Source organism: Kitasatospora sp. NPDC001309 (assembly GCF_042896295.1).
Taxonomy (GTDB): domain Bacteria; phylum Actinomycetota; class Actinomycetes; order Streptomycetales; family Streptomycetaceae; genus Kitasatospora.
In genome coordinates, this window is the sequence record NZ_JBIAXC010000025.1 from 24713 (window position 1) to 45561 (window position 20849).

The window sequence follows — 20849 nt, forward strand, 5'->3', positions numbered from 1 at the left end:
CCGTTTCCGGAGGGGCCGTTCGCCGTTTCCGGGACGCGCCGTTCGCCGTTTCCGAACGGGCCGTCCGGGAGCGGCGAGCCGCGGCGGAAGGAGCCCCGGGTGGAAGTGGGGATCAGTCCCCGATTATGGTGGCGTCCGTACGAAGCGGGGACTGATCCCCGTTTCCTTCGGACCGAGGTGCGTGCACATGACCCGGAATCAGAACCCAGGGCGGGGGCAGCGGGCCGCCGACTGGGCGGACGGCCGACTGGGGATCCACTCCCTCGCCAGGGCCAACCTGCGCAAGATCTTCCCGGACCACTGGTCCTTCATGCTGGGCGAGATCTGCCTCTACACCTTCCTGATCATCATCCTGACCGGCGTCTGGCTGACCCTGTTCTTCAAGCCGAGCATGGGCGAGGTGGTCTACAGCGGCTCGTACGTCCCGCTCAAGGGCATCCGGATGTCCGAGGCCTACGCCTCCACCGTGGACATCAGCTTCGAGGTCCGCGGCGGACTGCTGATCCGGCAGATCCACCACTGGGCGGCGATCGTCTTCGTCGCGGCGATGTTCGTGCACATGATGCGGGTGTTCTTCACCGGTGCGTTCCGCAAGCCGCGCGAGGTCAACTGGGTCTTCGGCTTCCTGCTGCTGTTCCTCGGCATGCTGGACGGCTTCTTCGGCTACTCGCTCCCGGACGACCTGCTCTCCGGCACCGGCATCCGGTTCATCGAGGGCGTGGTGCTGGCCGTGCCGCTGGTCGGCACCTACATCCAGATGTTCCTGTTCGGCGGGGAGTTCCCCGGGCACGACATCATCCCGAGGTTCTTCACCGTCCACGTACTGCTCGTGCCCGGCATCATGCTCGGGCTGCTGGTGGCGCACCTGATCCTGGTCTTCTACCACAAGCACACGCAGTGGGCGGGCCCCGGCAGGACCGAGAAGAACGTCGTCGGCATGCCGCTGATGCCGGTCTACATGGCGAAGGCCGGCGGCTTCTTCTTCCTGGTCTTCGGGATCGTCGCCCTGATGTCGGCGATCGCCACGATCAACCCGATCTGGGCGTACGGCCCGTACCGTCCGGACCAGGTCTCCACCGACGCCCAGCCCGACTGGTACATGGGCTTCGCCGAGGGCCTGATCCGGGTGATGCCGGGCTGGGAGGTCGGCCTGTGGGGGCACACCCTCAACCTCGGGGTGCTGATCCCGTTCACGCTGTTCCCGGTGATCCTCGGCGCGATCGCGGTCTACCCGTTCGTCGAGGGCTGGGTGACGAACGACGCCCGCGAGCACCACCTGCTCGACCGGCCGCGCAACGCGCCGGTCCGCACCGCCCTCGGCGCGGCCTGGATCAGCGTCTACCTGGTGATGCTCGCGGGCGGCGGCAACGACCTCATCGCCACCCATCTGCACCTGTCGCTCAACGCCATCACCTACGCCGTACGGATCGGCTTCTTCGTCGTCCCGGTGGCCGTCTTCGTGGTCACCAAGCGCTGGTGCCTGGGCCTGCAACGGCGGGACCGCGACAAGGTGCTGCACGGCCGGGAGACCGGCGTCGTCAAGCGGCTGCCGCACGGCGAGTTCACCGAGGTGCACGCCGGGCTCGCGCCCGCCGAACTGCACCGGCTCACCGCACACGAGCAGCCCCGCCCCCTCGAACTGCCGCCCGCGGTCGACGAGAATGGAGTGGCCCGGCCGGCGGGCGCGCTCACCCGCACCCGCGTGCGGCTGTCCCGCGGGTTCCACGGCGAGCACGCGCGGATCGGGAAGCCCACCGCCGAGGAGTACCGCGAGCACCACGAGCACCGCGAGCACCGCGAGATCACCGAGGGCGAGGGCCACGGTCACCACTGACCCCGCCCCCCTGTGCGAGGGAGGAGATCATGCACGACCCCACCGACCGGCTCGCCGACAGCAAGTACCTCCTGCTGACCACCTTCGGCGACGACGGCAGCCGACTGGACACCCAGCTGTGGGTGGTCGCGGACGGCCGGGCGCTCGGCGTCTGGACCCCGGCCCACTCCGGTGAGGCCGAACGGATCCGCCGCCACCCCCGGGTGCTGATCGGCCCCTGCGACGCCCACGGGCGGCCCACCGGCCGCCGGCTCCCGGCCCGCGCCCGGCTCTGCGACGCCGACGCGACCGCGCGCTACCGCACCTCACTGATCAACAAGTACGGCCTGACGGCCCTGCTCACGCTGGCCCGGAGTCGGTTCCGGGTCGGGCTGTCCGGGACGGTCGGGATCCGGATCACGCCGAACGAGCTGGAGCAGCGGCTGGTCGGGCCGGAGTGGCGCCCGCCGGGGACGTACTGCGTCAACTGAGCGGCGCGGAAGGGCTTCGGGCACCCCGGAGCGCGTCGAGTGCCGGGATCCGTGGGAACGGGCCCGGCGCTCGGCGTTTCCGGCGCCGGCGTTCGGGGCGTCGCGGGTCAGGCCCCGTCGTCCGGGGCCCGGGCCAGGTCCCCCGGTTCGCAGGCCTCCCGGCCGGTCCCCAGGTGCACGACCCTGACCGCCCGCTCGGGGCCGCCGGGGACGACCCGCTGCTCGTGGCCGCAGCGCGGGCAGATCAGCGGGATGCGCGGCCGGTTCGGGTCCCGTCCGGCCTGGCCTTGGCCGCCGTCCGGGTGCGGGGCGGTCACGAGAGCGGGTGGGTCGGGACCGGGCTGACGTCCTGGATCTCGCCGTGGGCCTTGGTGAGCAGCTGCGAGGCCAGGTCGTTGAGCGCGCGGGCGCCCGCGATCTCCTCGCCCACCCGCAGCTGTTCCGGGTCGGAGGGGTGGCGGCTGCTGTAGCCGTGGGCCCGCACCTCCGTCCCGTCGCCGAGCCGCAGCAGGGCGGCGGCGGTCGTCCGCGCGCCCTCCTCGCGGAACTCCATCTCGATGTGCCAACCGACCAGAGTCTGCATGGCGGATCACCTCCATCGGTTACTCCTCCAGAGTGCGCCGCACCCAGCGTGATCACCAGGCCAGCCGGCCCGGGGGTCAGGTTGAACATGTTCAACTCGGCGACGTAGAGTCGCGGACGAAGGGTATTTGAACGCGTTCAAGAGGGGGTGTGCCCGCCATGGACAAGGGCACGACCGAACTGGTCGACCTGCTGGTCCTGCTCGGCATGGGCGCCGTCCTGCCGCTCGGCCTGGCCCTGGTCGACGAACCCGGGCTGGCCCGGATCCGCCGGCTCTGGCCGCTCGCCGCCGTCCCCGGGGCGCTGTCGCTCTGGCTGCCCCGCGGCGGCCTCGCCACCGCCACCGCCGTCCTCTACGCCCTCGGCACCCTGGCCGTCGCCCTGCACGCGCCCCGGCGACTGGCCCGCACCCGCTCGCTCGCCCCCGCCGAGATCGCCGTGCTCACCGCACTCGCCGCGCCCTCGGTGGCCGGGGTCGCGCTGGTCGCCGAACGCTCCGGCTACCCGCTGTTCGGCTTCGAACCGCACATCCTGGCACTGACCGTCCCGCACTTCCACTACGCCGGATTCACCGCCGCGCTGGTCGCCGGACTGGTCTGCCGCGCCTCGGCGCCCGGCTCCGCGGCGGCCCGCTGCGCGGCGCTCAGCGTCCCGGCCGGCACCCTGCTGGTGCTCGCCGGGTACTTCCTCGGCAACTGGTGGCAGTTCGCCGGGGCGGTCGTCCTCAGCACCGGGATGTGGCTGGTCGGCCTGGTCAGCTGGCGCGACCTGCGCGCCCGCGCGGCCGACCCGGTCACCGCCGGACTGCTCACCGTCTCCTCGGGCGTGCTGGCGCTCACCATGCTGCTCGCCCTGTGGTGGGCGCTCGGCCGGGCCGCCGGGCTCCCCCACCCCACCCTGGCCTGGATGGCCGCCACCCACGGCCTCGGCAACGCGCTCGGCTTCGCGCTCTGCGCGCTCCTCGCCTGGCGCCGGATCACCACCGCGGAGGACGCCCGATGAACGACCGCAGCCACCTCGGGACCGACCCCGGTCACCCCGGAGCCGACTACAGCTACCCCGAGCAGGGCGCCAGCCGCACCGGCGAGCTGCCCGCCGGCTACCACCACCTGCGGCACCGGGCCCCGATCGGCCACGGACGCGCCGCCCTGGAGGTCGCCGGGGCCGCGCTGCTCGGCTGGCGGATGCACCGGCTGGCCGGCGTCCGGATCGACGCGGAGGCCGACCGGGCGGCCCCGGGCGTCGCCGTCCGCTGCGCGATCGGCGTCGGTCCGCTGCGGGCGGGCGCGCCCAACCGGGTGCTGGCCGCCGTCGACGGCCCGGACCGGTACGGCTTCACCTACGGGACCAGGCCCGGACACCTCGGCCGGGGCGAGGAGACCTTCCTGGTCGAGCTGGCGCCCGACGGGACGGTCTGGTTCGGCGTCACCGCGTTCAGCCGGCCGGTCGCCTGGTGGGCCCGGCTGGTCGGCCCGCTGTTCCCGCTCCTCCAGCACGCCTTCGTCCGGCGCTGCGGGCGGGTGCTGGCGGCGATCGCGGCGGACGCCGCCCGGGGCGGACCGCGCTGACCCCGCCCGGCGGCGGCGTGAATCCGCTCGCCGCCCGGCCCGGGTCTGCGGCATGATCGCCGGATGACACCGCCGCCCCCGGTGCCGGTTCCGGCTCCAGGGGCGGTCACCCCCGAGGACGGCGAGGAGCCGGCGCCGTGACCAGCTTCCACACCCACCGGGCCCTGGTCCTCGACGCCGCGCTGCCCGTCCACCGGCGCCACAGCGCCCTGCGCACCTGCCTGACCGGCTTCGCCCCGTACGGCCTGCGGGCGACCTACCACCACCTGACGCTCAGCGCCCGGATGCCCCGGCACCTGGAGGCCGACCCGGAGTCCCTGGTGCGGGCGGTGGAGGAACTGCACGAGGCGCGGCAGCTGTGGCTGGCCCGGGCGGAGCGGTACGCGGCGCAGCGGCGGACCGAGAAGCGGGACGGCCGCCGGGCGGCGACGCCGGTGTGGTGGAACCAGCCCTGGTGGACCTCACCGAACGACGCCTGGCGCCACGACCCCTTCCTGCACCCGGCGTTGCGCCTGCCCGACTACGTCCGACGGCAGAACGCGCTGCTGGACGGGGCCGAACTGCCCGGCTGCCCGGCCTGCGGGGAGGAAGGGCCCGCGGTGGAGGTGTCGACCGGCCACGACCGGGCCGAACTGTGCCGCACCTGCGCCCGGGTGCTGGTGCCGTGCCCGTGCGGCCGGTGGCACAGCTTCCAGCAGGAGCTGCGGGTCGGCTGGGGCCGGACCTGGCGGCGGGAGCACATGACCGGTGGCGGCGAGCCCAACCCGTACTGGCCCGCCCACCTGGGCGCGGCCCGGGTGCGGCGGCTGATGGGGTACGTCGTGCTGCACCTTCCGGGCTGAACCGGTCCCGCCCGGTCACGATCGGTGCGCGGCCACCCCGGGTGCGCGGTCACGCCCGGTGCGCGGCTACCCCGGGTGCGCGGTCACGATCGGTGCGCGGGGACGGAGACCAGCAGGGCGTCGGAGTTCTGGACCCGCACCTCGAAGTGGTCGATGGCGCCCGGCTGCATGGCCGCCCCGCCGGTGGTGCGCAGCACGCCCGGGGCGTCGGGTTCGCCGTAGCCGTCCGCCGGGACGTACCAGGTGGTGACGGTCTGGTGCTCGCCGCCGTGCGAGACGGCGACCAGGCGGCAGGTCAACGGGCCCTGCACACCGGAGAGTTGCAGGCTGACCCGGCTGCCCCAGGTGGTGCCGTCGACGCCGACGGTGGCCTTGGCCCCGGTGGCCGGGTCGCTGGCGCTGAACTGCTCGGCGACGGCGACCACGGCGGGCGTGGTCTCCGCGGTGAGCACCGCGGCCGTGACGGCCGGGCCGGCCGCGACCATCGCGGTCGCGGCCAGGGCGAGCACCAGCCGCCGCACCCGGCCACGCCGACGGCCGGCCGCGACCTCGGCGACCAGCCGGTCCAGGAGCCGCCCGTCCGGTGCCGGCGCGAAGTCGGCCGGGTCCAGCCCGGCGGCCCGCGCCGACGCCACGTACTCGCCCAGCATCGGCTCCACGAAGCCCAGTTCGCCGACCTGCCCGGTGCACTGCGGGCAGTCCGCCAGGTGCCGCTCGAAGGCCGCGCGCTCGGCGGGCTCCAGCAGGCCGAGGACGTACGACGCGACGTCCAGGTGCTCGGGGCCACCGGACGGGCCGGGGCGGAGGTCGGGCCGCTCGGTCACGATGTCACTCCCCGTTCCTCCAGCGCGAGCCTGAGCGAGCGCAGTGCGTAGAACACCCTCGACCGGACGGTCCCGGCCGGGATGCCGAGGACGGCGGCCGCCTCCTTGGCGGTGCGGCCCTTGAGGTAGGTCTCGACGATGATCTCCCGGTGGGCGGGCGAGAGGTCGGCGAGCGCGTCGGCGACGGTCATCATCCGCAGCGCCCGGTCGATCTCGTCCTCGGCGGGCAGCTGCTCCAGGGCCGCCGCCTCCACCTCGCGCGGGCGGGCGCCGGCACTGCGGTGGCCGTCGATCACGATCCGGCGGGCCACGGTGACCAGCCAGGGGCGCAGCGAGCCGGCCTGCGGGTCGAGCCGGTGGATGTTGCGCCAGGCCCGGACCAGGGTCTCCTGGACGACGTCCTCGGCGCGCTGCCGGTCCCCGGCGACCAGGTGGAGCACGAAGCCGAACAGCGGTCCGGCATGCTCGCGGTACAGGGCCCGCATCAGCTCCTCGTCTGCGGCCCCCTGGCCGTGTGCGGCGGGGTGCTCCTCGGTCACCACTTCATGGTTGCGCACCCGGGCCTCCCGGTCGAGGGCGATGGTCAGCGGTGGTCGGCGGTCGGTCAGTAGCCCGACGACGGCGGGGTGGGCGTCGGTGTGGGGGTGCTCGGCGCCGGGGTGGCGGGTGCCGGGGTGGCGGGTGCCGGGGTGCCGCTCGGCATCGCCTTGCCGCCGGTCGGGGTCACCGCGAACCACTGGCCGGCCACGCCCTCGCCCTTGGTGTCGCCGGGCTTGGCGTCCGGCGAGTAGCGGTAGACGGGCCAGCCGTTGACGGTGACCTGCTTGGTGCCGTCGTCGCGGGTGAAGCTGCCGACCAGCTTGCTGTCGATGCCCTTGGCCGTGATGTCGCCGTTGGCGTGCTCGGGCGGCCACAGGGTGGCGCAGTTACCGTTGCAGTACGAGTCCGAGGGGTTGCTCTGGTCCTGGTCGAAGCGGTAGAGCGTGAAGCCCGCGCTGTCGGTGACTACGGTGCCGAGCTTGGGGTCGTCGGCGGTCCGGAGGGTGGCGGCGGCCGGGGCGCTGGAGCTGCTCGACGGGCTCGGCGCACTCGACTTGCTCGATCCGGAGGACCCGCAGCCGGCGACCAGGGCCGCCGCGGCGAGGCCGGAGGCGGCGAGCACGACGGCCCGGCGGGTGCGGGGTGGGGTGCTGCGCATGGGGAGCCTCCCGCGTCGGTGAACGGACTGGACACCCCTCAGTACGGACGGTGGCCGCCCGGTGCTCAATACCGGCCGGGCCCGGAATACCCCGGCGGGCATCACCGTTGTCCCGGGCGCATGATCCGTACCGGCACCTTCGGAAGGGAAGGACCCGCGAGATGAGCAACACGGTCGAGCTGACCAAGGAGAACTTCGACGACATCGTCCCGGGCCCGGAGGGCAAGGACTTCGTCCTGATCGACTTCTGGGCCGGGTGGTGCGGGCCGTGCCGCCAGTTCTCCCCGGTGTACGAGAAGGCCGCGGAGCGCCACTCGGACCTCGTCTTCGCCAAGGTCGACACCGAGGCCCAGCAGGAGCTGGCCGCCGCGTTCGGCATCCAGTCGATCCCCACGCTGGCGATCATCCGCGAGGGCGTGCTGATCTTCTCCCAGGCCGGGGCGCTGCCGGAGCCGGTGTTCGAGGACCTGATCGGCCAGGCCCGCGAGCTGGACATGACCGAGGTCAAGCGCAAGGTGGCGGAGGAGCAGGCGGCCGAGGGCCAGGCCTGATCTCCGGGCCCTGGGTCCTGGGCCGTCCGGGGGCCCGGGGAGCTGCGGCTCTCCGGGTGTTCCGCCGGGGACGCCCCTCCCGGGCCGGGTCATCCGGTGGGCTCCGCCCCGATCCGCTCCTAGAGTCGCGGGTGACGGGGGTCCCCACCGCGGAAGGACGGTCCACCATGAGCACCTTCGTACTGGTTCCCGGATTCTGGCTCGGCGCCTGGGCCTGGGACGAGGTGGCCGCGCCGCTGCGCGCGGCCGGGCACCGGGTCCACCCGGTGAGCCTGCCCGGGCTCGCCGAACGGGCCGGCGAGCAGGGCGACTTCGGGCTGGAGGAGCACATCGCGGACCTCGCCGACCTGCTGGTACGCGAGGACCTGTGGGACGTGGTGCTGGTCGCGCACAGCGGCGCCTGCGCCCCGGTCGGCGGGGTCGCGGACCGGATGCCGGAGCGGATCCGGCGGGTGGTCTACCTGGACAGCGGGCCGATGGCGGACGGCGGTTCGCTCTACGACCTCTGGCAGCCCGACTACCGCGAGGCCGCCGACGCCTCGGTGGTCGACGGCCGCCTGCCGATGCCACCGTGGGACGCGATCGCCGCCTCCGGCGCCAGCACCGAGGGCCTGGACGGGGCCGCGCTGGCCCGGATCGGCACCCGGGTCACCCCGCACCCGGCCGGCTCGTACCGGGACCGGCTCCGGCTGACCGGCGCCGGGGCCGCCCTGCCGCAGGCCCTGGTCTCCTGCTCCTTCCCGCTCGACCGGGTGCGGGAGATGATCGCGGCCGGCCACCCGTGGTTCGTCGGGCTGGACGGGCCGAACTGGGAACTGCGCGAACTGCCCACCGGGCACTGGCCGATGTTCTCCCGCCCCGCCGACACCGCCGCGCTGCTCGCGGAACTCGCGGCGATCTGATCACGGTTGGCGTGTTCGCCCGTGCTCCGGCCGGTCCGCGTCGCAGGATGGGGCGCACGCCGCACCCGGTCGGGGACCGGGCGACCCGCGAGACCACGGAGGACCGGACATGACCAGCAGCAGCACCACCGGGGAGTACGACGTCATCGTCCTGGGCGCCGGGCCGACCGGCGAGAACGTGGCCGACCGGACCGTCGCCGCGGGCCTGAGCACGGTGATCGTGGAGGCCGAACTGGTCGGCGGCGAGTGCTCGTACTGGGCCTGCATGCCGAGCAAGGCGCTGCTGCGCCCGGCCGCCGCGCTGGACGACGCCCGCGCGGTGGGCGGCGCCCGGGAGGCGGTCGGCGACGGGCGGCTGGACGCGGCGGCAGTGCTGGCCCGCCGGGACTCCTTCGCCTCGCACTGGAAGGACGACGGCCAGGTGCAGTGGCTGCGGGACACCGGCATCGAGCTGGTCCGCGGCCACGGTCGGCTGGCAGGCGTGCGGACCGTCACGGTGGAGGCGGAGGACGGCACCGAGCGGGTGCTCACCGCCCGGCACGCCGTCGCCGTGTGCACCGGCAGCCGCCCGGTGCTGCCCGCCACCGTGCCCGGGCTGGCGGAGGCCCACCCGTGGACCAACCGGGAGGCGACCGGCTCGCCGACCGTCCCCGGGCGGCTCGCGGTGGTCGGCGGCGGGGTGGTCGGCGTGGAGATGGCCACCGCCTGGCGGGCGCTCGGCTCCGAGGTGGTGCTGCTGGTGCGCGGCGACACCCTGTTGCCGCGGATGGAGCCCTTCGCGGGCGAGCTGGTGGCCGAGGGGCTGTGGGAGGCCGGCGTGGACCTCCGCTTCGGCACCGAGGTGACGGCCCTGGAGCGCGCCGACGCCACCGGGCCGGCGGTGCTGACGCTCTCCGGCGGCGATCAACTGACCGTCGACGAGGTGCTGTACGCCACCGGCCGGGCCCCGCGCACCGCCGACATCGGGCTGGAGCAGGTCGGACTGCGGCCGGGCAGCTGGCTGGACGTGGACGACAGCTGCACGGTGCTGGGCGTGGACGGCGAGTGGCTGTACGCCGCCGGGGACGTCAACCACCGGGCGCTGCTCACCCACCAGGGCAAGTACCAGGCCCGGATCACCGGCGGGGCGATCGCCGCCCGGGCCGAAGGGCGCGCCCTGGACACCTCGCGCTGGGGCGCGCACTCCGCCTCCGCCGACCTCGCCGGAGCGCCGCAGGTGGTGTTCACCCGACCCGAGGTCGCGGCCGTCGGCCTGACCCTGGCCGAGGCCGAGCGGCTCGACCTGCGGGTCAAGGCCGTCGACCACGAGATCGGCAACGTCGCCGGGGCCTCGCTCTACGCCGACGACTACCGCGGCCGCGCCCGGGTGGTCTTCGACCTGGACCGGCAGGTGATCATCGGCGCCTGCCTGGTCGGCCCGGCCGTCGCCGAACTGCTGCACTCGGCGACCGTCGCGGTGGTCGGCGAGGTGCCGGTCGACCGGCTCTGGCACGCCGTCCCCGCCTACCCGACGATCAGCGAGGTGTGGCTGCGACTGCTGGAGGGCTGCCGGGGCTGATCCCCCGGCAGCCCTCCGGACGCCCCTCCCGGGGCACCCCTCCCCCTCAGGGGGCGCGGCGCGGCGAGGTGTGACCGCCGGTGGACGGCGGGACACTGGGCGGTGGGGTCGCGCGTCCGCCGCGCCCCGGGGGGTCGTCGTGGGGGGCCGCTCGCGATCAGGTGGTGTGAGACATGACCGAGGTGCTGTTGGCCGTCGGAACCGAGAAGGGCCTCTTTCTCGGCCGCAGCCGCGACCGGCTGGACTGGGATTTCAGCGGGCCGCACTTCCCGATGAACGCGATCTACTCCGTCTCGATCGACCGCCGCGAGGGCCGCACCAGACTGCTGGTCGGCGCCGACAGCAGCCACTGGGGGCCCTCGGTGTGGCGCTCCGACGACCTCGGCGCCCGCTGGCACGAGCCGGCCCGGCCGGCGATCCGCTTCCCCGAGTCGACCGGCGCCTCGCTCACCCGGGTCTGGCAGCTCCAGCCCGCCGGGCCGGAGGCCCCCGGGGTGGTGTACGCGGGCACCGAACCCGCCGCGCTGTTCCGCTCCACCGACGGGGGCGAGAGCTTCACGCTGGTCGAACCGCTCTGGAACCACCCCCAGCGGTCCGCGTGGGGCGCCGGCTACGGCGGCCAGGGCCTGCACACCGTCCTCACCGACCCGCGCGACCCGCAACGGCTGCTGGTCGCGGTCTCCAGCGGCGGCGTCTACCGCAGCAAGGACGGCGGCGACAGCTGGGAGCCCTCCAACACCGGCCTGCGCGCCGAGTTCTTCCCGGAGGAGCGCCAGTACCCCGAGTTCGGCCAGTGCGTGCACAAGATCGCCGCCGACCCGGTCCACCCCGACCGGCTCTACCTCCAGAACCACGGCGGGGTCTACCGCAGCGACGACCGGGGCGGGAGCTGGCACTCCATCGCGGACGGCCTGCCCGCCGAGTTCGGCTTCGCGGTCGCCGCCCACCCGCGCCGCGGCGACACCGCCTACCTCTTCCCGCTCGGCGGCTCGGACGACCGGATCCCGCCCGGCCGCCGCTGCCGGGTCTTCCGCACCACCGACGGCGGCACCAGCTGGCAGCAGCTGGCCGACGGGCTGCCCGGCGAGGACCACTACGGCATCGTGCTGCGCGACGCCCTGCGCACCGACGACGCCGACCCGGCCGGGATCTACTTCGGCAACCGGACCGGCGACGTGTACGGCAGCCGCGACGAGGGCGAGACCTGGTCACTGCTGGTCTCCCACCTGCCGGACGTGCTCTGCGTCCGGGCGGCGGTGGTGGGCTGAGCGACCGGCGGCCGGGCCGGTGGGCCGAGCGACCGGCGGCCGGGCCGGTCGAAAACCGGTTGCCGGGGCGCTCCGGTTCTGGTGAGCATGGGCCGCCGACGAACGATCTCGTGATTCTCGCGAAGTGGGGTGGGGCCATGCCCGAAACGGACTGGGTGATCAGGCACGACGGCGCCGGAGCACCGGTGCTGCGGTACCAGCAGGGCGAGCGGGAGGGACGCCCCTGGGCCGACCTGCTGGAGGTGCTGGACGACTCGGCGGACGCCGTGGCGTACGTCCGCACAGAGCTGGCGGGCTGGGTGGTCTCCGGCAGCCCCGAGCTCGGGCAGCGGCTGCTCGCGCAGGGGGCGACGGCCCTGCGCCACGCCCACACCTTCCGGCGGGACCTGCGCGCCGATCCCCCGCCCGCCGACTGGGCCGGGGCCCCGCTGCGGGAGGGGCTGCGGGCGGTGCCCTGCGACCGCGCGCCCGAGGAACTGCTGGAGCCGTGGCGGGCCGCCTTCGACCCGGCGCACGTGGACCACTTCCCCGGGGACGACGCCCGGGCCCTGGCCGAGCGGATCGGCCCGCTGCTGGCCGGGAACGCCATCGGCCCGGTGCTGCCGTCCAGCCTGCTCGCCGTGGACGCCGAGGACCGGGTGGTCGGCGCCGCCGTGCTGACCGATCGCGACGGCCTGCCCTGGGTCGCGGAGGTCTTCCGCCACCCGCGGCGCGGCTACCGCGGCCTCGGCGCCGACCTGCTCCGCCGGGCGGTCGCGGACGCCGCCGGGCGCGGGCTGGCCGACGTGCACCTGGTGGTCTCCGAGGGCAACCCGGCGCGCCGGGTCTACGAGGCCCTGGGCTTCGAGCTGCGGGAGACCTCGCTGACCGTGATCGTGCCGGACGCCGCCTGAGGCCCGCCGGGCCCAAGGCCCTGAGCCTGAGCCTGAGCCCTGAGCGCTGAGTCCTGAACCCTGAGCCGCGGGCGCCAGGGCTCAGGGCCGGGCCAGCTCCAGGACGGCGATCCCGCCGAGGACGGTGAACGCGGCGGTCAGCCGCAGCCGCCCGAGCCGCTCGCGGAACACCACGGTGGCGATCAGCGCGGCGATCACGATGCTGGTCTCGCGCAGCGCCGCGATCGTCGCCAGGTTGCCCCGGGACTGCGCCCAGACCACCAGGCCGTACGCCGTCAGCGAGAGCACCCCGCCGAGGACCCCGACCGGCAGCACCCCGCGCATCCCGGTGAGCAGGGTGCGGCCGCGCCGGGCCCAGACCACTGCGAGGAGCGCCGGCCCCTGGAGCAGGAACAGCCAGGCCACGTACCCGCCGACGGTGCCGGCGTGCCGGACGCCGCTGCCGTCCAGCACCGTGTACCCGGCGATCATCGCCCCGGTGCCGGCGGCGGCCGTGAGAGCGGGCAGCTGCGCCCGCCCGGGTATGCCCTGGGCGAAGGCCAGCCCGATCAGCCCGCAGGAGATCACCACCACGCCCGCCAGCTCGCCCGCGCCCAGGGGCTGGCCGAGCACCGTGACCGACAGCAGGGCGACCAGCAGCGGCGCCGAACCGCGGGCGATCGGGTACATCTGCCCGAAGTCGCCCAGCTGGTAGGCCCGCAGCAGCAGGACCGTCGAGACCGTCTGGACCACCGTGGAGGCCAGCAGGTACGGCCAGGCGGCGGCCGCCGGCAGCGGGTTGACCGCCACCAACACCACCGCGCAGGCGGTGTACGTCAGGTTGATCAGCGCGAAGCCGACCATCTTGTCCGGGATCCGGTGCGCCAGCCCGTTCCACACCGCGTGCAGCACGGCGGCCGTGAGCACGGCCAGCGGCACGGCCGATCCGATTTCTGACATGGCGAAGCTCCCCTCCCGTCAGCCTGCCGGATTTCCGGCGGCGCTGGAACTGGATTCCACGCTACCCTAGAGCCATGGAAGAACGTTCCAAATTTTTCACGCCCCTGGAATCCCAGCTGGCCGCGCAGATCCGGGCCAGGCTCGGCGAACTGCGCGGCACCGAGGCGCGGGTCGCCCGGGTGGTGCTGGACCGGGGCGCCGAACTGGTGCACCTGAGCGTCAGCGACGTGGCGGCGCTGGCCGGGACGGCACCCTCCTCGGTGGTCCGGGCCTGCCAGCGGCTCGGCTTCCGCGGCTTCCAGGAGTTGAAGATCGCCGCGGCCCTGCACGCCCCGGCCGCCCCCGCCGCGGAACCGGCCGCGGACGCCGACGACCCGGCCGCCCGGGCCCTCGCCGACACCCTGCGCGCCGCCCGGGCCGCCCTGGAGGGCATCACCGCCACGCTCGGCCCGGACGACCTGCGGGCCGCCGCCGAACTGCTGGACGACGCCCCCCGGGTGCTGCTGGTCGGCACCGGGCTGTCCGGCGCCGTCGCTCTGGACATCGCCTACCGGCTGCGGGCGCTCGGCCTGGTGGTGGACGCCCCGGCCGACTCGATGACCGCCCAGCTGGTCGCCGCCGGGCTGCCGCCGGGCGCCGTCTGCCTGGCCGTCAGCCACACCGGCGCCACCCACAGCGTGGTGGCCGCCGCCCGGGCCGCCCGGGCGTCCGGGGCCGAGGTGCTGGCGCTCACCAGCTACGCCCGCTCACCGCTCACCGAGACGGCGACCTGCGTCCTGGTCGCGGGCGGGCAGGACCTGGTCTTCGGTCTGGAGACCACCGCCAGCCGGCTGGCCCACCTGGCCGCCGTGGACGCGCTCGCCCAGACCCTGCTGGCGCTGCGCGGGCCCCGCGCGGAGCAGGCCCTGCGGCTCGCCGCCGACGTCTGCGCGGACTACGTGTACTGACCCCGGCGATCAGGACGGCTACGTGCTGGGCCGGTGGGCACCCTCGATCCGGGCGCCGCGCACCACGACCATGGTCAGGCCCACCGCGACCAGCAGCTCCGCCCAGAAGAACGCCGCGTAGTCCAGCAGTGAGCCGATCGGCGGGCTGCCGGGCGCGGCGTTGCGCATGCCGACCAGGGCGAACAGGGTGGCCGCCATCCAGCTCAGGGCCGGCCAGACGATCCCGCGCCGCTGCCGGACGATCAGCCAGGCCGCCACCAGGACGGACAGCGCCAGTGCCCACATCGCCGCCATCATGAACCAGGCCAGGATGTAGGTGCTGCGCGAGCGGCTGATCTGCTCGGTGACGGCGATGCCGAGGCCGTCGGTCTCCTTCTCCCCCTGGGTGAAGGCGAAGAACGGGTCGGCCTCCTGGATCCCGATCGTCACCGGGACCGGCCGCCCCCCGACGGTGGCCCGGAAGCCGACCTGCGCGCGGTAGCCGTCGAAGGGGTAGTCGGTGACCCGCCCCTCGGCGAGGCTGAACGACACCGGGCTGGAGGGGATCGGCTGGCCGGCCGGGTACTTGAGCACGGTCTGCTCCAGCGAGGTGGTCTCCAGCGCCACGTCCTGCGCCGGGATCTGCTGGATGCCGGACGTCCCCAGGGCGCCGTGCGGCACCACCAGGATCTTGGCGGCGACGGTCTGGGCGGCCGCGTCGACCCGCTGGAGCACCACGTCGACCTCCAGGAAGTCCGACGGGTGGTCGACGCCCACCTCCTGGGCCCGACCGCGGGTGGAGCGCTCGTCGGAGTAGAGCACCAGGCCGGCGGCCACGAACAGCACGATCGCCACCAGCACGGCGTACGCCCGCCAGGGGCGGACCTTCGGCCGGGTGGCGCTCGTGGCGCGCACCCGGGCGTCGATGCGGACCTTGGGCCGGGCGGTCGGACGCAGGGGCCGGACGGCCCTGCGGTGCGGCGGCGTGCTCATCGACCTGCTCCCACGGTCGGCGGCGGCGGCACCTGCTGCCGCCCGTCCCGCCAGCGTCGGCACGCTACCACCTGCTCCGCAACCGGGGCGGGCCGCCCGGGGCCTCCCCGCAGACGCGGAAAACACGCTGGTCGGAGCCGCTGTGTAGGCTCATCCGTCATGGCGAGGGTGACACGGGACGATGTGGCGCGGGTGGCGGGGACGTCCACGGCGGTCGTGAGTTATGTGATCAACGACGGACCGCGTCCGGTGGCACCGGCCACCCGGGCGCGGGTGCTCGCGGCGGTGGAGGAGCTCGGCTACCGGCCCAACCGGGTCGCCCAGGCGATGGCCCGCCGCCGGACCGACCTGCTCGGCATGGTCGTGCCGGACGCCCGGCAGCCCTTCTTCGCCGGGCTCGCCCACGCCGTGGAGCAGGCCGCCACCGAGCACGGCCGGCTGCTGCTGATCGGCAACTCCGACTACGCGGACGAGCGCGAGGCGCACTACATCCGGGCCTTCCTGGGGATGCAGGTGGACGGGCTGATCCTGGTCACCCAGGACCCGGCCGCCCCCGGGCTGAGCGGCTTCGACTCGGCCGACGGCACCCCGGTCGTGCTGCTGCACCACCGCACCGAGAGCGTCGACGGCGTGGCCGTGGTGGCCGACGACGAGGGCGGCGCCCGCGAGGTGGTCCGCCACCTGCTCGACCACGGCCACGCCGAGGTGCACTGCTTCGGCGGCACCCTGGCGCTCAGCCCGCTCGACCCGGTCACCGGGCGGACGGCCGGCTGGGCCGAGGCGCTGGCCGAGGCCGGGCTGTCCACCGACGGCCGGCTCACCCCGGCGCCCTTCGACCGGGTCCGGGCGCACGCCGAGGCGCTCACCCTGCTGAGCCGGCCCGACCGGCCGTCCGCCGTCTTCTGCGCGACGGACGACCAGGCGATCGGCCTGCTGCGGGCCGCCGACGACCTGGGCATCCGGGTGCCCGAGGAGCTCGCGGTGGCCGGGTTCGACGACATCGCGGAGGCGGTGATCGCCGGACCGGCGCTGACCACCGTCACCACCGCGCAGGACGAGATGGCCCGGGCCGCGGTGGACCTGGTGCTCGGCGGCCCGGAGCGCCGCGCCGCCGGGGCCCGGACCTTCCCGGCCCGGCTGGTGGTGCGGCGCTCCTGCGGCTGCCCGGCCGGCGGTGCCGGGCAACAGCCCTAGACCGCAGGTCAGTTGAGCTGGAAGGTGGCCTCGACCGGGTAGTGGTCGCTGGGCGCGTTGGTGTCCGGCTGCCCCGGTACCCAGCCGGCCTGGGGGTCGAAGTCGACCTTCACGTCGGACATCGAGTTCGGCACCGGGCGGCCCGGGGCGTTGAGGTAGCCGAGGTAGTCCAGGTCGTCCCGGTAGTCGGTCGGGAAGGTCTCCACGCCCGCCATGTACTGGCACCAGGAGGAGACCGGGCAGTCCATGGTGGTGCGGGTCTGGTTCGGGGCGGTGGCCGGGGTGCCGAGCACGCCGTTGACCGCGTTCTGGGCGTTGGCGTAGTCGCCACGGGCCTGGCCGTGGAAGTACTCGACGTTGAGGTCGCCGCCGATCAGCACCGGCGCGCCGCTGCCCACGATGCCGTCGACCCAGGCGCGGATCTCGGCGAGCTGGCCGAGCCGGGTGGACTGGGTGGTGTCGGTGGAGGTGTCGGCCTCGTCCGCCTGGAGGTGGGTGCCGACCACCCACGCGGTGCTGCCGTTCTTCTTCACCTGCACCAGCGCCGCGCCCTTGTTGGCGTGGTAGTCCCAGGTGCCGTAGGTGGAGTTGCTGAACACGTGGGCGTACTGGGCGGTGATCGGGTACTTGGAGAGGATCATCGTGCCGCCGTTGATGACGAACCACGAGCTGGAGCAGTTGCCGCTGACGCCCGTCCAGCCGCCGCCGGAGCAGGTCCCGCCGACCACCGGGGTGCGGTACGGGTAGAGGTCGGCGAGCTTGGCGTTGATGTCGGCGGTCGAGCTGTTGTTGAACTGCTCGTCCAGGACGACCACGTCGGCGTTGTGCTGCCGGACGATCTGCTCGATCACCGGGGTGCGGCGGGCGGCCTGCTCGTTCTGGGTGCTGTCGACGATCGCGGTGCCGAGGTCGACGTTGAAGGCGAGGACGGACAGCGCGGTGGGGCTCGCCGCGGTGGTGGCGGAGGCGCTCGGGGCGGTGCCGCCGAGCAGCAGTGCGGCGGCGGCCGCCGAGGTGAGGGCGGTGGCCGTGCGGCGCGAGAGCATGGGCGTTCTCCTGGGGGTCCGTCAACCGGTGGGGTTCCGGGCGGGCCGGGGTGACCGGCCGCCGGTGATTGGCGGGGGAACGCTAGCTACTGCTCGGTACGTCGGGAAGAACGCCAGGCGATCAGTTGCGATCGCTCCTGTGGCGCTGAGATGTCTGTACAGCTCAGGGCCGTCGGCCGACAAGATGTCTGTACACCCTGGTACCCACCGCCGGCCGGCCGGTGAACGGCCGTCAGCCGTCCGACAGTTCGTCCGCGAGCAGGTCCATCAGCAGGTTGTCGTGCCAGGTGCCGTCCGAGCCGCGCTCGTACTGGCGCATGGTGCCGACCGGGCGGAAGCCGACCTTGGTGTAGCAGCGGATGGCGGCCAGGTTGTCCGCGGCCGGGTCGATCACCAGCCGGTGGTAGTGGTGGTCGTGCACCAGGTGCCGGGCCAGGGTGCGCACGGCGTCCGTCCCCAGGCCCAGACCGTGCACCGAGGGGTCGAGGAAGATGTCCATCCCGGCGTGCCGGTACTCGTCGTCGTTCTCGGCGTACCACTGCACGGCGCCGACCACCCGGCCGCCCACGTCGATCGCGAAGGTCTCGGTCTCGGGGGCGTCCAAGTCCCGGGCGACCTCGTCGACCAGGTCGTCACCGCCCCGCCAGCGGGCGAACACCTCGGGCGTGCTGCGGATCGCCACCAGTGCCGGGATGTCGTCGGCGGTGGCCGGGCGGAGGGTGACCAGGGTGCCGTGCAGAATCGTCCCCATATGGGGCATGTTGGCACGGAAAGCCGCCTCTGGCCAGCGGTTTTCCAGGGGCCCCGCCCGGCACCGCGGCACGGGGCGGGCCGGGGCCGCGAGCCGGGCGGTCAGCCCGCGGCGGGCCGCTCCTGGTCGCCGAGCGGGCCCAGCCAGACGGCGGTGACGGCACTGACGTAGCGGGCGCCGCAGTGGTCGTCCGGGACGACCAGCTGCGGGCCGTCCGCGTCCAGCGGGGCGCCGTCCATGCTGGTGGCGAGCAGGATCCGGCGGCCGCCGAAGTCCGGGTCGATCTCGGCCCAGGAGACCACCGCCCGGTGGCCGTCCGCACCGACCACGTTGAGCAGGAAGCGCAGCCGCTGCTTGCGGCCGGAGAAGTCGATCCGGGGCCGGGCGGCGAGCAGGACGTCCAGCAGGGCCGGGCCCTCGTAGCCGTGCCGCTGCTCGCCCTCGGTCAGGCAGTCGAAGCTGACCTCGACCCGGTGCGCGGGGAGGGTGCGCAGTTGCTCGACGGTCAGCTCGGCCGGCTCGTCGAGGTGGCCGTGCAGCCGGACGGTGGGTGGTGCCGGGGTCACGCCGGGGCCGGTCCGGATCATGGCGCTCCTTCCTCCCGGGCCGCGCCACTGCGGCCCGGGAGGAGGACTACCCGAGGGGCAGCTCCGACATTCGCGGTTGCGGCGCTGAATGCCCTCATTCAGCGGCAGCTGAGATGACCGGGCGACGGTTCAGCTCGCAGGTGCGAGACCGGTCGCGGTGCACGCCGGAGGCCGCGGCGCCCGCCGGAGGAGAAGGACCGGCGCGCCCCGCACACCGATTCAAGCAACCCGGCAATCGGGCGGACCACTGGTTCCGCACACCGGTCACGGGGCCCTCGGCTGGATGATCCGACAAGAAGATTCGCGGTTGTTCCACTGGCATTTACGATGCACATGCGTCGACATCCCTCTCATCTGCGAGAGGAAGCGACGCGGCGCACCAGAGCGACACCCCTGGCGAGAGCGAGCGAAAGATGATCGTCGGCGACCTGCTGCACCTCGACGACCTGTCCATCCGGCTGGCCTGGGGCACCCCCGACCTGCTCGACCGCCCGGTCACCGGCGTCAGCTCCACCGACCTCCAGGACCCGGCCCGCTACCTCCAGCCCGGCGAACTCGTGCTCACCGGCCTGGTCTGGTGGCAGCCCGCCGACGCCTCCGGCGCGCTGCGCTTCGCCACCGCGCTGCGCAGCGCCGGGGTGGCCGCCCTGCTGGCCGGCGAGGGCACCCACGGCAGCATCCCGGACGGCCTGGCCGAGGCCTGCCGCACCCACGCCATCCCGCTGCTCGCGGTGCCCGCCGGGGTGAGCTTCCGGGCCGTCACCGACCGGGTCTACCTGCGGCTCTGGGGCGACCTGCGGGCGGGGGCGCAGGACACCGCGGCGATCCCGGAGACCGTCCGCAGCGAACTGCTCGACCTGGTCCGCACCGAGGCCGCACCCGGCCAGGTGCTGGCCCGCGCGGTCGGCCGGCTCGGGCTGCCCGAGTGCTCGATCACCACCGCCGGCGGCCGCCCGGTGGCCGGCCCGCCCCAGCCCGCACCGGCCGCCGGTCGCGGCGGGCCCGGGCTGCCGGTCGGCCCGCAGGACGGCTCCCCGTTCGACGGCTGGCGGCTGCGGGCCCACCCGCACACCCCCGCCGTGGAACCGGCGCTCCAGGGCCTCGCCGACCTGCTCGCCCCGCTCGCCGCCCGCGCCCGGGCCGCGGCCGGCACCCGGCGGCGGGCCGCCGGACGGCTGCTGGACGCGTTGGCCGACGACGCCGGACTCACCGAACCGCTCGCCGCCTGCGGGCTGGCCGAGACCGGCCCGCTGGTGGCGGTCACCGCGCGGATCGAGCCCGGCCGGGCCGGCGACGAGGCGCCGGTCGACTGGGCGGCGCACGCGCTGGCCGAGGCCCTGCACCCGCTGGACGTCCCGTACGCGGCCGGCACCGACCGCACCGGGCTCACCGCCGCACTGGTGGCCGCACCCGCCGAGCGGGTCGCCGAACGGCTGCGCCGGGCCCGGCCCGCCCTCCAGGCCCGGCTGACCGGCCGGCGCACCCTGCGGATCGGCGTCGGCCCGGCCGCCCCGGCCACCCCCCAGGCGCTGCGGGCGGCCCTGGTGCAGGCCCGGTACGTCTTGGCGGGCGCCCCCGGCCCGGTCGGCAGCACCGCCGAACTGGACTCCCTGGACGGGCTGTTGCGCGGCATCCCGCCCGAGGTGACGGCCGCCTTCCACGCCCGGCTGCTGGCCCCGCTGACCGCCCACGACGCCGAGAACGGCGTCTCGCTGCTCGGCACCCTGGCGGTGTTCCTCGACCATGACGGCTCCTGGGCGCGGACGGCCGAGCAGCTCCACATCCACGTCAACACCGTCCACTACCGGATCCGCCGGATCGAGGAGCTGACCGGCCGCAACCTGGCCCGCCTCCGCGACCGGACCGACCTGCGGGCGGCACTGCTGTGCGCGCCGGCGGCGGCCGTCCGGTGACCGCCCGGTG

23 protein-coding genes are annotated in these 20849 nt (G+C 74.8%); 13 read left to right on the top strand and 10 right to left on the bottom strand.

The features are described from left to right. Nucleotides 1-187: 187 nt before the first annotated feature. Together ACFY2K_RS23965 and ACFY2K_RS23970 are read left to right on the top strand one after the other, a co-directional pair. Complete coding sequence (locus ACFY2K_RS23965; RefSeq protein ID WP_380523478.1) at nucleotides 188-1834, top strand: cytochrome bc complex cytochrome b subunit; 1647 nt, start codon at nucleotides 188-190, stop codon at nucleotides 1832-1834. A gap of 29 nt (nucleotides 1835-1863) precedes the next feature. Next, on the top strand, nucleotides 1864-2304 hold the full coding sequence (locus ACFY2K_RS23970; protein WP_375891275.1) for a PPOX class F420-dependent oxidoreductase: 441 nt from the start codon (nucleotides 1864-1866) through the stop codon (nucleotides 2302-2304). A gap of 107 nt (nucleotides 2305-2411) precedes the next feature. On the opposite strand, the gene ACFY2K_RS23975 is transcribed toward ACFY2K_RS23970, so the two are convergent. Beyond that, on the bottom strand, nucleotides 2412-2621 hold the full coding sequence (locus tag ACFY2K_RS23975) for a hypothetical protein (protein ID WP_375891273.1): 210 nt from the start codon (nucleotides 2619-2621) through the stop codon (nucleotides 2412-2414). Next, nucleotides 2618-2887, bottom strand: a complete 270-nt coding sequence (locus tag ACFY2K_RS23980) for a DUF1876 domain-containing protein (RefSeq protein ID WP_375891271.1) — start codon at nucleotides 2885-2887, stop codon at nucleotides 2618-2620. The genes ACFY2K_RS23975 and ACFY2K_RS23980 overlap by 4 nt, the downstream gene beginning before the upstream one ends. A 158-nt stretch (nucleotides 2888-3045) precedes the next feature. On the opposite strand from ACFY2K_RS23980, the gene ACFY2K_RS23985 reads away from it, so the two are divergent. From ACFY2K_RS23985 to ACFY2K_RS23995, 3 genes are all read left to right on the top strand, one after another. Next, nucleotides 3046-3888: a YndJ family protein gene (locus ACFY2K_RS23985; RefSeq protein WP_387713857.1), complete on the top strand. Its 843-nt coding sequence runs from the start codon at nucleotides 3046-3048 to the stop codon at nucleotides 3886-3888. Further along, complete coding sequence (locus tag ACFY2K_RS23990; RefSeq protein ID WP_375891268.1) at nucleotides 3885-4454, top strand: DUF1990 family protein; 570 nt, start codon at nucleotides 3885-3887, stop codon at nucleotides 4452-4454. The genes ACFY2K_RS23985 and ACFY2K_RS23990 overlap by 4 nt, the downstream gene beginning before the upstream one ends. 137 nt (nucleotides 4455-4591) lie before the next feature. Further along, nucleotides 4592-5296 (top strand): hypothetical protein, encoded by a 705-nt coding sequence (locus ACFY2K_RS23995; protein ID WP_387713860.1) that lies wholly within the window; start codon nucleotides 4592-4594, stop codon nucleotides 5294-5296. Between the two features lie 83 nt (nucleotides 5297-5379). Here ACFY2K_RS23995 and ACFY2K_RS24000 read toward each other — a convergent pair whose 3' ends face one another. From ACFY2K_RS24000 to ACFY2K_RS24010, 3 genes are read right to left on the bottom strand one after another with little or no spacing between them, the layout of a single operon-like run. Then, nucleotides 5380-6120, bottom strand: coding sequence for a zf-HC2 domain-containing protein (locus ACFY2K_RS24000; RefSeq protein ID WP_380407433.1), 741 nt, complete (start codon nucleotides 6118-6120; stop codon nucleotides 5380-5382). Further along, entirely contained in the window at nucleotides 6117-6677 is a 561-nt protein-coding gene (locus tag ACFY2K_RS24005) for a sigma-70 family RNA polymerase sigma factor (RefSeq protein WP_375891263.1), read from the bottom strand. Before ACFY2K_RS24005 ends, ACFY2K_RS24000 begins: the two co-directional genes overlap by 4 nt. Before the next feature lie 47 nt (nucleotides 6678-6724). Beyond that, entirely contained in the window at nucleotides 6725-7318 is a 594-nt protein-coding gene (locus ACFY2K_RS24010) for a hypothetical protein (protein WP_380523487.1), read from the bottom strand. A gap of 161 nt (nucleotides 7319-7479) precedes the next feature. Here ACFY2K_RS24010 and ACFY2K_RS24015 point away from each other — a divergent pair, with 161 nt between their 5' ends. The 5 genes from ACFY2K_RS24015 (at nucleotide 7480) to ACFY2K_RS24035 (ending at nucleotide 12490) form a co-directional block, all read left to right on the top strand. After that, on the top strand, nucleotides 7480-7869 hold the full coding sequence (locus ACFY2K_RS24015) for a thioredoxin family protein (protein WP_375891259.1): 390 nt from the start codon (nucleotides 7480-7482) through the stop codon (nucleotides 7867-7869). A gap of 167 nt (nucleotides 7870-8036) precedes the next feature. After that, nucleotides 8037-8771 (top strand): alpha/beta fold hydrolase, encoded by a 735-nt coding sequence (locus ACFY2K_RS24020; protein ID WP_380523491.1) that lies wholly within the window; start codon nucleotides 8037-8039, stop codon nucleotides 8769-8771. Nucleotides 8772-8880: 109 nt separating this feature from the next. Beyond that, the gene (locus ACFY2K_RS24025; RefSeq protein ID WP_380523492.1) at nucleotides 8881-10329 is read left to right on the top strand and encodes a dihydrolipoyl dehydrogenase family protein; all 1449 of its coding nucleotides are present in this window, start codon (nucleotides 8881-8883) and stop codon (nucleotides 10327-10329) included. 173 nt (nucleotides 10330-10502) lie between these two features. Next, a complete protein-coding gene (locus tag ACFY2K_RS24030; protein WP_375891253.1) occupies nucleotides 10503-11597 on the top strand; it encodes a WD40/YVTN/BNR-like repeat-containing protein in 1095 nt (364 codons plus the stop codon). 137 nt (nucleotides 11598-11734) lie between these two features. Continuing rightward, the gene (locus tag ACFY2K_RS24035; protein ID WP_380523494.1) at nucleotides 11735-12490 is read left to right on the top strand and encodes a GNAT family N-acetyltransferase; all 756 of its coding nucleotides are present in this window, start codon (nucleotides 11735-11737) and stop codon (nucleotides 12488-12490) included. Nucleotides 12491-12571: 81 nt separating this feature from the next. Here the strand turns inward: ACFY2K_RS24035 and ACFY2K_RS24040 are convergent, their stop codons facing one another. Then, nucleotides 12572-13429, bottom strand: coding sequence for an EamA family transporter (locus ACFY2K_RS24040; protein ID WP_387713865.1), 858 nt, complete (start codon nucleotides 13427-13429; stop codon nucleotides 12572-12574). A 74-nt stretch (nucleotides 13430-13503) separates the two neighbouring features. On the opposite strand from ACFY2K_RS24040, the gene ACFY2K_RS24045 reads away from it, so the two are divergent. Further along, entirely contained in the window at nucleotides 13504-14376 is an 873-nt protein-coding gene (locus ACFY2K_RS24045; protein ID WP_387713868.1) for a MurR/RpiR family transcriptional regulator, read from the top strand. 18 nt (nucleotides 14377-14394) lie between these two features. Here ACFY2K_RS24045 and ACFY2K_RS24050 read toward each other — a convergent pair whose 3' ends face one another. After that, nucleotides 14395-15348: a DUF4436 family protein gene (locus ACFY2K_RS24050; protein WP_375891245.1), complete on the bottom strand. Its 954-nt coding sequence runs from the start codon at nucleotides 15346-15348 to the stop codon at nucleotides 14395-14397. A gap of 159 nt (nucleotides 15349-15507) precedes the next feature. Between ACFY2K_RS24050 and ACFY2K_RS24055 the strand changes: the two genes are divergently transcribed. Then, nucleotides 15508-16542, top strand: a complete 1035-nt coding sequence (locus ACFY2K_RS24055; RefSeq protein WP_380523497.1) for a LacI family DNA-binding transcriptional regulator — start codon at nucleotides 15508-15510, stop codon at nucleotides 16540-16542. 8 nt (nucleotides 16543-16550) lie between these two features. Here ACFY2K_RS24055 and ACFY2K_RS24060 read toward each other — a convergent pair whose 3' ends face one another. From ACFY2K_RS24060 to ACFY2K_RS24070, 3 genes are all read right to left on the bottom strand, one after another. Next, nucleotides 16551-17588, bottom strand: a complete 1038-nt coding sequence (locus ACFY2K_RS24060) for a sphingomyelin phosphodiesterase (RefSeq protein ID WP_380523499.1) — start codon at nucleotides 17586-17588, stop codon at nucleotides 16551-16553. 232 nt (nucleotides 17589-17820) lie between these two features. Continuing rightward, nucleotides 17821-18339, bottom strand: a complete 519-nt coding sequence (locus tag ACFY2K_RS24065; protein ID WP_375891239.1) for a GNAT family N-acetyltransferase — start codon at nucleotides 18337-18339, stop codon at nucleotides 17821-17823. 101 nt (nucleotides 18340-18440) lie between these two features. Next, entirely contained in the window at nucleotides 18441-18926 is a 486-nt protein-coding gene (locus ACFY2K_RS24070; RefSeq protein WP_375891237.1) for a molybdopterin-dependent oxidoreductase, read from the bottom strand. Between the two features lie 413 nt (nucleotides 18927-19339). Between ACFY2K_RS24070 and ACFY2K_RS24075 the strand changes: the two genes are divergently transcribed. Then, on the top strand, nucleotides 19340-20839 hold the full coding sequence (locus tag ACFY2K_RS24075) for a PucR family transcriptional regulator (protein WP_380523501.1): 1500 nt from the start codon (nucleotides 19340-19342) through the stop codon (nucleotides 20837-20839). Nucleotides 20840-20849: the final 10 nt, after the last annotated feature.

What these genes read in the sequence shown, in the direction of transcription:
- ACFY2K_RS24060 (WP_380523499.1), bottom strand. Translation starts at nt 17,588, where the DNA reads ATGCTCTCGCGCCGCACGGCCACCGCCCTCACCTCGGCGGCCGCCGCC.
- ACFY2K_RS24050 (WP_375891245.1), bottom strand. Translation starts at nt 15,348, where the DNA reads ATGAGCACGCCGCCGCACCGCAGGGCCGTCCGGCCCCTGCGTCCGACC.
- ACFY2K_RS24010 (WP_380523487.1), bottom strand. Translation starts at nt 7,318, where the DNA reads ATGCGCAGCACCCCACCCCGCACCCGCCGGGCCGTCGTGCTCGCCGCC.
- ACFY2K_RS24035 (WP_380523494.1), top strand. Translation starts at nt 11,735, where the DNA reads ATGCCCGAAACGGACTGGGTGATCAGGCACGACGGCGCCGGAGCACCG.
- ACFY2K_RS24025 (WP_380523492.1), top strand. Translation starts at nt 8,881, where the DNA reads ATGACCAGCAGCAGCACCACCGGGGAGTACGACGTCATCGTCCTGGGC.
- ACFY2K_RS23990 (WP_375891268.1), top strand. Translation starts at nt 3,885, where the DNA reads ATGAACGACCGCAGCCACCTCGGGACCGACCCCGGTCACCCCGGAGCC.
- ACFY2K_RS24040 (WP_387713865.1), bottom strand. Translation starts at nt 13,429, where the DNA reads ATGTCAGAAATCGGATCGGCCGTGCCGCTGGCCGTGCTCACGGCCGCC.
- ACFY2K_RS24020 (WP_380523491.1), top strand. Translation starts at nt 8,037, where the DNA reads ATGAGCACCTTCGTACTGGTTCCCGGATTCTGGCTCGGCGCCTGGGCC.
- ACFY2K_RS24055 (WP_380523497.1), top strand. Translation starts at nt 15,508, where the DNA reads ATGGCGAGGGTGACACGGGACGATGTGGCGCGGGTGGCGGGGACGTCC.
- ACFY2K_RS24065 (WP_375891239.1), bottom strand. Translation starts at nt 18,339, where the DNA reads ATGGGGACGATTCTGCACGGCACCCTGGTCACCCTCCGCCCGGCCACC.
- ACFY2K_RS23970 (WP_375891275.1), top strand. Translation starts at nt 1,864, where the DNA reads ATGCACGACCCCACCGACCGGCTCGCCGACAGCAAGTACCTCCTGCTG.
- ACFY2K_RS24030 (WP_375891253.1), top strand. Translation starts at nt 10,503, where the DNA reads ATGACCGAGGTGCTGTTGGCCGTCGGAACCGAGAAGGGCCTCTTTCTC.
- ACFY2K_RS23985 (WP_387713857.1), top strand. Translation starts at nt 3,046, where the DNA reads ATGGACAAGGGCACGACCGAACTGGTCGACCTGCTGGTCCTGCTCGGC.
- ACFY2K_RS24075 (WP_380523501.1), top strand. Translation starts at nt 19,340, where the DNA reads ATGATCGTCGGCGACCTGCTGCACCTCGACGACCTGTCCATCCGGCTG.
- ACFY2K_RS24070 (WP_375891237.1), bottom strand. Translation starts at nt 18,926, where the DNA reads ATGATCCGGACCGGCCCCGGCGTGACCCCGGCACCACCCACCGTCCGG.
- ACFY2K_RS23965 (WP_380523478.1), top strand. Translation starts at nt 188, where the DNA reads ATGACCCGGAATCAGAACCCAGGGCGGGGGCAGCGGGCCGCCGACTGG.
- ACFY2K_RS24045 (WP_387713868.1), top strand. Translation starts at nt 13,504, where the DNA reads ATGGAAGAACGTTCCAAATTTTTCACGCCCCTGGAATCCCAGCTGGCC.
- ACFY2K_RS23980 (WP_375891271.1), bottom strand. Translation starts at nt 2,887, where the DNA reads ATGCAGACTCTGGTCGGTTGGCACATCGAGATGGAGTTCCGCGAGGAG.
- ACFY2K_RS24015 (WP_375891259.1), top strand. Translation starts at nt 7,480, where the DNA reads ATGAGCAACACGGTCGAGCTGACCAAGGAGAACTTCGACGACATCGTC.